The organism is Streptomyces sp. NPDC059455 (assembly GCF_042750115.1).
In the GTDB taxonomy this organism is placed as follows: Bacteria; Actinomycetota; Actinomycetes; order Streptomycetales; family Streptomycetaceae; genus Streptomyces; species Streptomyces endocoffeicus.
The window spans coordinates 1-9983 of the sequence record NZ_JBHYVB010000309.1 but is presented as its reverse complement, the minus strand read 5'-3'; the positions used below and the strand labels follow the sequence as shown (position 1 = coordinate 9983).

General features: G+C 70.1%; 2 protein-coding genes. Both read right to left on the bottom strand.

Features of this window, described 5'->3' with window-relative positions:
- Positions 1–2267: type I polyketide synthase (locus tag ACFXB5_RS50265; protein WP_385221970.1), on the bottom strand; the 2267-nt coding region annotated here is incomplete at its 3' end.
- A 60-nt stretch (positions 2268–2327) separates the two neighbouring features.
- On the bottom strand, positions 2328–9983 hold a 7656-nt coding region (locus ACFXB5_RS50260), incomplete at its 5' end, for an SDR family NAD(P)-dependent oxidoreductase (protein ID WP_385221968.1).

Here is a 9983-nt window from a genome sequence, read left to right as displayed (position 1 = left end):
TCCACCGGCACACGCCGCGCCCGAATCCCCTCGCCCTCGCAAACGGCCAGCAGCTCATCCAACGCATCCGCATCGCCCGACACCACGACCGCCGACGGGCCATTCACCGCCGCCACCGACAACCGCTCACCCCACGCCCCCAGCCGCTCCCGCACCGAGTCCACCGGCAACGACACCGACACCATCCCACCGAGCCCCGACAACGCCCGCAACGCCTTACTCCGCAACGCCACCACCCGCGCCGCATCCTCCAACGACAACGCACCCACCACACACGCCGCCGCAATCTCACCCTGCGAATGACCGATGACCGCCGCGGGCTCCACCCCATACGAACACCACAACTCAGCCAACGACACCATCACCGCCCACAACACCGGCTGCACCACATCAACCCGCCCCAACGCCACCCCATCACCCAACACATCCACCAACGACCACTCCACAAACGGCCCCAACGCCGCCGCACACTCACCCAACCGCTCCGCGAACACCGGCGAAGACTCCAACAACCCCACCGCCATCCCCACCCACTGCGACCCCTGCCCCGGAAACACCAACACCGCACGACCATCACCACCAGCAACCACACCCCGTACCAACCCCGGAGCGCCGCCACCCTCAGCCACCGCGCTCAAGCCCTCAGTCAAAACCGCACGATCGGACCCCAACACCACCGCACGATGCTCAAACGCACTACGCGTCGATGCCAGAGAGAACCCGATATCAATGAGGGTCGTCTCCGGTCGCGCGTCCAGGTGGGAGAGCAGCCCTTCGGCCTGGGCACGCAACGCGCTCTCGGACTTCCCCGAGACCAGCCACGGCACGAGCCCGGAAGGCAGTTGCCCTGTCTCCTCCGGTGCTTCGCCCTCCGGGTCGGCCGGAGGCTCCTGCTCCAGGATGATGTGCGCATTGGTGCCGCTGATCCCGAAGGACGAGACACCCGCCCGACGGGGCTCATCGCCCTCCGGCCACGGCGTGGCCCCGGTGAGCAGCCTCACCCCGCCCGCCGACCAGTCCACGTGGGGAGACGGCTCATCCACATGCAGGGTTTGCGGCAGCATCCCGTGCCGCATCGCCTGCACCATCTTGATGACGCCGGCCACGCCCGCCGCCGCCTGCGTATGGCCGATGTTGGACTTGATGGAGCCGAGCCACAGCGGCCGCGCCTGGGGCCGGTCCTGCCCGTACGTGGCCAACAGCGCCTGCGCCTCGATCGGATCGCCCAGCGTCGTACCCGTGCCATGCGCCTCGACGACATCCACCTGCTTGGCCGAGAGTTTGGCGTCGGCCAGGGCCTGGCGGATCACTCGCTGCTGAGACGGGCCGTTGGGGGCGGTAAGGCCGTTGCTCGCACCGTCCTGGTTGATGGCGGAGCCGCGTACCACCGCCAGTACCGGGTGGCCGTTGCGGCGCGCGTCCGACAGCCGCTCCAACAGCAGCATGCCCACACCCTCGCCCCAGCCCGTGCCATCCGCGGCCGCCGCGAACGCCTTGCACCGGCCGTCCGGGGCGAGACCCCGCTGACGGCTGAACTCCACGAAGGTTCCGGGGGTGGACATCACCGTGACGCCGCCCGCGAGGGCGAGTGTGCACTCCTGGCGCCGAAGGGCCTGACCGGCCCAGTGCAGCGCCACCAGGGACGACGAGCACGCCGTGTCGACGGTGACCGCCGGGCCTTCGAGGCCCAGGGTGTAGGCCACCCGGCCGGAGGCGATGCTGCCCGCGGTGCCGTTGCCCAGGTAGCCCTCCACACCTGCGGGCAGCGAGGTCAGACCGGTGCCGTAGTCGTGGTACATCACACCGGTGAAGACACCGGTCTTGCTGCCCCGCACCGACTCCGGGTCGATACCGGCCCGCTCGAACGCCTCCCAAGCCGTCTCCAGCAGCAGTCGCTGCTGGGGGTCGGTCGCGAGCGCCTCGCGCGGGGACATCCCGAAGAACGCCGGGTCGAAGTCACCGGCGCCGTGCAGAAAGCCGCCCTCGCGCGCATAGCTCTTGCCGACCGCACCCGGGTCGGGGTCGTACAGCCCCTCGACGTCCCAGCCACGGTCCTGGGGGAAGCCCGAGATGGCGTCCTCGCCGGCGGCCACCGACCGCCACAGCTCCTCGGGCGAACGCAGCCCGCCCGGGTAGCGGCAGCTCATCGCCACGATCGCGATCGGCTCGTGGTCCACGGACTCCGCTTCCTGGAGCCGCTGACGCGTCTGGTGGAGTTCGGCAATGACTCGCTTGAGGTAATCCCGGAGTTTGTCTTCGTTGCTCATCGCGCTTTCCCAATCACAAGGCTGTCGGCAGATAGCGGAGGGGCATTGCTTCAGATTGCTTCAGAGAATTCCGAGATCCTCGTCCACCATCTTGAAGAGTTCGCCATCCGTCGCCGATTCGAGTTGGTCGACGAGAGCAGCGCCGCTGCTCGGGACTTCCTGTGCGTCGCCGTACTTTGCCAAGAGCTCCCGCAGGCGTGACACCACATCCGTGCGGCCGATCTCCTCCCAGGTCATCGCCGACAGACCGGCTTCGAGCTGATCGATGCCCACGGATACGGGCACCGAGGTGGCGGCGGATCCGGCGTCCCGCGTCAGCTCGTGGTGAAGGTGCTGGGCCAGGGCGGTGGGGGTCGGGTGGTCGAAGACCAGCGTCGCGGTCAGACGCAGTCCGGTCACCGTGCCGAGCCGGTTGCGCAATTCCACCGCCGTCAGCGAATCGAAGCCGAAGTCCTTGAACGCACGGCCCGGTTCCACGGTTTCGGGGCCGCCGTGGCCCAGCACCGCGGCGACATTCCGCCGTACCGTGTCCAGCACCAGGCGTTCGCCTTCCGCATACGAGGCTCCGGCCAGCCGCGCCCGCAACGCCTCCGCCGCCCCGGCTGCCCCGGCCACTCCGGTGGATTCCGCCGTCGCCCGGCGGGCGGGCACCCGTACCAACTCCCGCATCAAATGCGGTACTTCTGCGAGGCCGTCCCGGGCGGCGGACCTCCAAACCGCCGTGTTCAGCCGTGCGGCGGCGATGACCGGGCCATCGCTCGCACAGGCGGCGTCGAACAGTGCGAGCCCCTCTGCCGACGACAGGGCCGAGATGCCGACCTGGTCCATCCGCCGCCTGTCCACCTCGGCCAACCCCTCGGTCATCCCGCTGCGTTCTTCCCACAGACCCCAGGCCAGCGACAGGCCGGGGAGGCCGTGCGCCCGACGCTGTGAGACCAACGCGTCGAGGAAGGCATTCGCGGCGGCGTAGTTGCCCTGTCCGGCGGCCCCGAACATGCCCGCCACTGAGGAGAAGACCACGAACGCCGACAGGTCGAGTCCGGCCGTCAGCTCATGCAGGGCGAGTGCCGCCTCCGCCTTCGGTCGCAGCACGGTGTCCAGCCGCTCCGGAGTCAACGACGCGATCACGCCGTCGTCCAACACTGCGGCGGCGTGGACGACGCCCTTGAGCGGATGTGAGGCGGGGATGTCCGACAACACCGCGCCGAGGGCATCCCGGTCGGCCACATCGCAGGGCGCCCAGGTCACCGACGCCCCGGCCGAGGCCAGCTCATCGGCCAGCTCTGGCGCGCCCTCGGCCGCCGATCCCCTGCGGCTGAGCAGCACCAGATGCCGCACACCGTGGTCGGCCACCAGGTGCCGGGCCAGCAGACCGCCCAGGGTGCCGCTGGCCCCGGTGATGAGGACTGTGCCCTCAGGATCCCATGTCGCCGCAGCGTCCTGTTCCGCCTCTCCGTCGGCTCGGACCAGCCTCGCCGCCACTACGCGCCCTCCGCGTACGGCCAACTGCGGCTCGCCCGAGGCGAGGGCCGTGGCCAGCGGAACGGAGCCGAGCTCCATGGGTTCGTCCACATCGAGGAGGAGCAGTCGGCCGGGGTGTTCGGCCTGCGCGGATCGCACCAGACCCCATACCGCCGCCGCTGCCAGGTCGTCCACGCCCTCGGAGGAGGTGGTGGCCACGGCGCCGCGAGTGGTGATGACCAGGCGGGAGTCGGCGAACCGCTCCTCGGCCAACCACTCTTGCATTCGCTCCAGCGCCTGATGCGACACACCACGCAGACCCTGGTGGGTGTCGCCACCGGTGCCGGTCGCGGCGGCCAGCACCCACTCCGGCAGAGGTTCGCCCTCGGCGCCGGACCGGGCAAGGGCCTCCAGATCAGGGTGCGTTCGCACCTGCCAGCCCGCCGACCGCAGGACCGTGGCCAGCTCGCTGTCCTCCTCACCGATCACCGCACAGCGTGCGGTGATCGGCGTGTCGGCCGCGGGCGGGATGGCGTTCCACCGCAGTCGGTACAGCGACTCATGGGAGGTGCCGCGCGCGGCGTCGATCTGCTCGGCGGAAACCGGGCGCGTCACCAACTCCGCCACCGAGGCCATCAACCGGCCCGTCTCATCGGCCACGGCGAGCGACAGACCGTCGGCCCCGGCCGCCGCCAGTCGCACGCGGACCGTGGTCGCGCCGGTGACGTGCGCCGACACCCCGTTCCAGGCGAACGGCAAGCGAACCTGCTCCGCGTCCGAGGTCACCAGGCCACCGGGCCCCGCCATATGGAGAGCGGCGTCGAGCAACGCGGGGTGCACGCGGAACCGCGCGGCGTCCGGCCACTGCTCCTCGGCCAGTGCCACCTCGGCGAACACCTCGGTGAACGCCTCAGTGGACGCTTCAGTGGACGCCTCGGTGAACGCCTCGCCTTCGCGCCGCCAAGCGGCCCGCACGCCCTGGAACGCGGGCCCGTACGCGAGCCCGCCAAGCGCGAAGCGCTCGTACATGCCGCTGATGTCGATCGCCTCGGCATCCCTGGGCGGCCACACGCTCAGCTCGGCCGAGATCGCCGCTTCCGGCCCCTCGGCCTGGGTCAGGAGGCCGGTGGCGTGGCGCGTCCAGGGTCCGTCCTCATCAGCGGATTCCTGCCGGGAGTAGACGGTGACGGATCGGCGGCCGTCGTCATCGGTTCCGGCCACCATCACCTGGAGCTGGATCGCACCGCGTTCGGGAAGGACCAGCGGGGCCTCCAGCACCAGGTCGTCCACCTGGTCACAGCCGAAACGGCCACCGGCATGCAACGCCAGATCCACGAAGGCCGTCCCCGGCACCACCACCGAGCCCAGCACGGCGTGGTCGGCCAGCCAGGCGTGGGTACGCGCGGACAGCCGGCCGGTGAACAGGCATCCGTCGGAGTCGGGCAGCCGCACGGCGGCACCGAGCAGGGGATGTTCCTCGGACCGCAGTCCCGCCGAGGCCACGTTGCCCGCCGCCCCACTGGCCTCGAGCCAGTACCGCTTCCGCTGGAAGGCGTAAGTCGGCAGCTCCACGTGGTGTACGGGAGTCGGCGCGAGCAACGCCGCCCAGTCCACCGGGACGCCACGGACGAAGATCCGAGCCAATGCCTCCTGGAGCGTGGCGCTCTCGCCTCGGCCGCTGCGCAGGGCGGAGACGAACTCGACGTCCGGCGCGCACTCCTGTCCCATGCCGGAGAGCACCCCGTCCGGGCCCAGCTCCAGTGAGGTCGTCACACCCGCCTCCGCGAGAGCCGCCAGGCCGTCGGCGAAGCGCACGGTCTCACGGACGTGCCGCACCCAATACTCGGCGGAGCACAGCGCATCGACGACAGCCACCAGTCCCGTCACGTTCGACACGACGGAGATACGCGGAGGCGCGTACGACAACCCCTCGGCCACCTGCCGGAACCCGGCCAGCATCGGCTCCATCAGGGGCGAGTGGAAGGCGTGGGAGACCCGCAGCCGCTTGGTCTTGACGCCCTGAGCCGCAAACTGCCCGGCAACCTCCATCACCGCCTCTTCCACACCGGAGATCACGGTCGAGAGCGGACCGTTGACCGCCGCCACACTCACCTCAGCCTCACGACCGGCCAGGAGCGGCAGTACGTCGGCCTCAGCCGCCCGCACCGACACCATCACCCCACCCGACGGCAGCGCCTGCATCAACCGCCCACGTGCCACCACCAACGCACACGCGTCCTCCAGTGACAACACCCCCGCCACATGCGCCGCCACCAGCTCACCAATCGAATGCCCTGCTACGAAGTCGGGTCGCACACCCCACGACTCCACCAACCGGAACAGCGCCACCTCCACCGCAAACAACCCACACTGCGTATACGCGGTCTCATCCAGCCCCGCCGCGTCCCCGAACACCACATCCCGCAGTGGCCGCTCCAACACCCCATCGAACAGGGCACACACCTGGTCAAACACGTCCGCGAAGACCGGGAACGCCTCATACAGCTCCCGACCCATCCCGACCCGCTGACTCCCCTGACCCGAGAACAACACCGCCAGCTTCCCCGGCACCGCCGAACCCCGCACCACACCAGCCGCCGGTACGTCATCCACCAGCGCATCCAGCCCGGCCGCGAAGCCCTGACGGTCACCGGACAGCACCACCGCCCGATGCTCGAACACCGAGCGCGTGGTCACCAGCGACGAGGCCACATCCGCGACCGATGCCTCGGCGTCCAGTTCTCCACGCACCGCCGACAGCAACCGCTCCACCTGCGCCCGCAACGCATCCTCGGATTTCGCCGACACCACCCACGGCACCTGTGCCGAACCTGCGGGTCCGTCCGTCACCGGCTCGGCGACACTCCGTTCCTCGGGGGCCTGCTCCACGATCACATGCGCATTGGTCCCGCTGGCGCCGAAGGAGGAGACACCCGCACGCCTCGGGTGCCCCGTATCCGGCCATTCCGTGGCGTCCATGAGCAACCGCACCGCGCCCTCGGACCAGTCCACATGCGGCGACGGCTCATCCACGTGCAGCGTCCTCGGCAGTACGCCGTGCCGCATCGACAGCACCATCTTCATCACACCCGCCACACCGGCCGCCGCCTGCGCATGACCGATGTTCGACTTGATCGAACCGAGCCACAGCGGCCGCTCCCCGGCCGCCCGCTCCTGGCCGTACGTCGCCAGCAACGCCTGCGCCTCGATGGGATCGCCGAGCGTCGTGCCCGTACCGTGTGCCTCGACCGCGTCCACCTCAGCGGCCGACAGCCCAGCACTCGCCAGCGCGGCCCGGATGACCCGCTGCTGCGACGGGCCGTTGGGGGCCGTCAGTCCGTTGGACGCGCCGTCCTGGTTGACCGCGGATCCGCGGACGACGGCAAGCACGCGGTGGCCGTTGCGCCGTGCGTCCGAGAGCCGTTCCAGCAGCAGCATGCCGACGCCCTCGGAAAACCCCGTACCGTCGGCGGCCCCCGCGAACGCCTTGCAGCGACCGTCGGCCGACAGCCCCCGCTGACGGCTGAACTCCACGAACAGGGCGGGGGTCGACATCACCGTCACGCCACCCGCGAGCGCGAGCGAGCACTCGCCCTGGCGCAGCGCCTGGGCCGCGAGATGCAGCGCCACCAGCGACGACGAGCAGGCGGTGTCCACCGTCACCGCGGGCCCTTCGAACCCGAAGGTGTAGGAGACGCGGCCCGAGGCGATGCTGCCGGCGGTGCCGTTGCCGATGTAGCCCTCGACTCCTTCCGGCACCGTGGCCGAGCCGTAGTCGTGGTGCATGATTCCGGCGAAGACGCCCGTCTGGCTGCCGCGCACCGACGCCGGGTCGATACCGGCCCGCTCCAGCGCCTCCCACGATGCCTCCAGCAGCAGCCGCTGCTGCGGATCCATCGCCAACGCCTCACGCGGCGAAATCCCGAAGAACTCCGGATCGAAATCACCCGCGTCGTACAGGAAACCACCCTCACGCGCATACGCCGTGCCCCGGTGATCGGGATCGGGGTGATACAGACCTTCCAGGTCCCAGCCACGATCGTCCGGAAAGGCGGCGATGGCGTCTCCGCCGCGGGCCAGTAGCCGCCACAGGTCCTCGGGGGATTTCACCCCACCGGGGAAGCGGCAGCTCATGCCCACGATGGCGATCGGCTCGTCCTGAGAGGCGGCCACCGACGCACGACGTCCTGCGTCGGCAGCCGCTTCGCCGCTCCTGCCCAGCAGTTCATCACGGAGGTGGCGGGCGAGCGCCAGGGGCGAGGGGTAGTCGAAGACCAGGGTGGCGGGCAGGCGCAGCCCGGTGGCCGTGTTCAGCCGGTTGCGCAGTTCGACGGCCGTCAGCGAGTCGAACCCGAGCTCCTTGAACGCACGCTCCGGCTCGACCTGCTCCACATCCGAGTAGCCAAGCACCGCGCCGACCCCGCCACGCACGAGATCCAGCAGGGTCTGCTCCCGCTCGGCCTCCGAAAGCCCCGCGAGCCGGACGAGGTCACCGTGCAGGGGTGTGTCCATGCCCGGCGCGACGTCCGCAAGGGCTCTCCGCGAGGGGGTACGCACCAGCCGTCGGAGCAACGGCGGTACGGCTCCGGCGCCACCACGAAGCGCCGCCGGGGCGATCCGCACGGGAACCAGCAGCGACTGGTCCATGGCGCTTGCCGCGTCGAGGAGCGCAAGGCCTTCGTCCGACGACAGCGGGATGACGCCACCGCGCTCCATCCGGGCGACGTCGGCGTCGGCGAGGTGGCCGGTCATATCGCTGCGTTCGGCCCAGAAGCCCCAGGCCAACGACACCCCCGCAAGTCCACGCGCCCGGCGGCGCGCCGCCAACGCATCCAGGAACATATTCGCCGCCGCATAGTTCCCCTGACCCGCCGCACCAAAAGTCGCAGCAGCAGACGAGAACATCACAAACGCCGACAGACCCAGATCCCGCGTCAACTCATCCAGATACACCGCCGCATCGACCTTCGGCCGCAGCACCGCATCCATACGTTCCGGCGTCAACGACTCCACCACACCGTCGTCCAGCACACCGGCCGCATGCACCACACCACGCAACGGACGATCCACCGGAATACGCGCCAGCACACCCGCCAACGCCTCACGGTCGGCGACATCGCAGGCCACCACCGTCACCGACGCACCCAACCCCGCCAGCTCGGCCTCCAACTCCACTACACCAGCCGCCTCCCGACCCCGCCGAGAGACCAGCACCAGATGCCGCACCCCACGCTCAGCCACCAAATGCCGCGCCACCAAACCACCCAACGTTCCCGTGGCACCGGTCAACAGAACCGTGCCCTCGGCAGCCCACCCAAAGCCCGACCCAGCTCCCTCAGCAGAAACCGCAGGAACAACGGCACGCGACAACCGAGGCGCCAGGACCTTCCCGGAACGGACCGCCACCTGAGGTTCCGCACACGACAGCACCGCCCGAAGCACACCGGCCGACACCGGCACGTCATCCACATCCACCAGAACGAACCGATCCGGATGCTCAGCCTGAGCCGACCGCACCAAACCCCACACCGCGGCAGCCGCCACACCCGGCACATCCTCACCCGCCACGGCCGCCACCGCACCCCGCGTCACCACCACCAACCGCGAACCGGCAAACCGCTCCTCCCCCAACCACCCCTGCACCACACCCAGAGCACGGTGCGCGAAGTGGCGCGTGGCGGACGGAAGATCCTGTGCACTCGAATCCGAATCGGACGCACATGTCACGAGGACGACATCCGGGGAGCCAGCCAGGGTGGCCAGCTCCGGGCTGCTCACTACGGCCTGCCCTGCCGCCTCCAAGGCGGCGGCGAGGCCGAGATCGTCCGATCCGACTATCGCCCACTGAGCCTGAGATGCCGTCCCCCGCATGCCCTCTGTGGGCACGCGATCCCATTCCACGGTGAACAGCGAGTCCCTGGCCACCTGCGGGGACGCGGTGAGCTGCTCGGGCGCCACCGGTCGCCCCACAAGAGAGTCGACCGAAGCCACCGGCACTCCGTCGGAGTCCGCCACCAGCACCGAGATCCCCTCGGTGCCCGACGGCGACAGGCGCACCCGCAGCGCTGTCGCGCCCGTGGCGTACAGGGAGACGCCTGTCCAGGCGAACGGCAGACGCGCGGGGCCCGTCTCCTCATCGTCCGGGCCCACCCCGGCCATATGCAGGGCGGCGTCGAGGAGTGCCGGGTGCAGACCGAAACGGCCCGCCTCCGCCCGCTGCTCCTCCCCAAGCGCCACCTCAGCGAACACCTCATC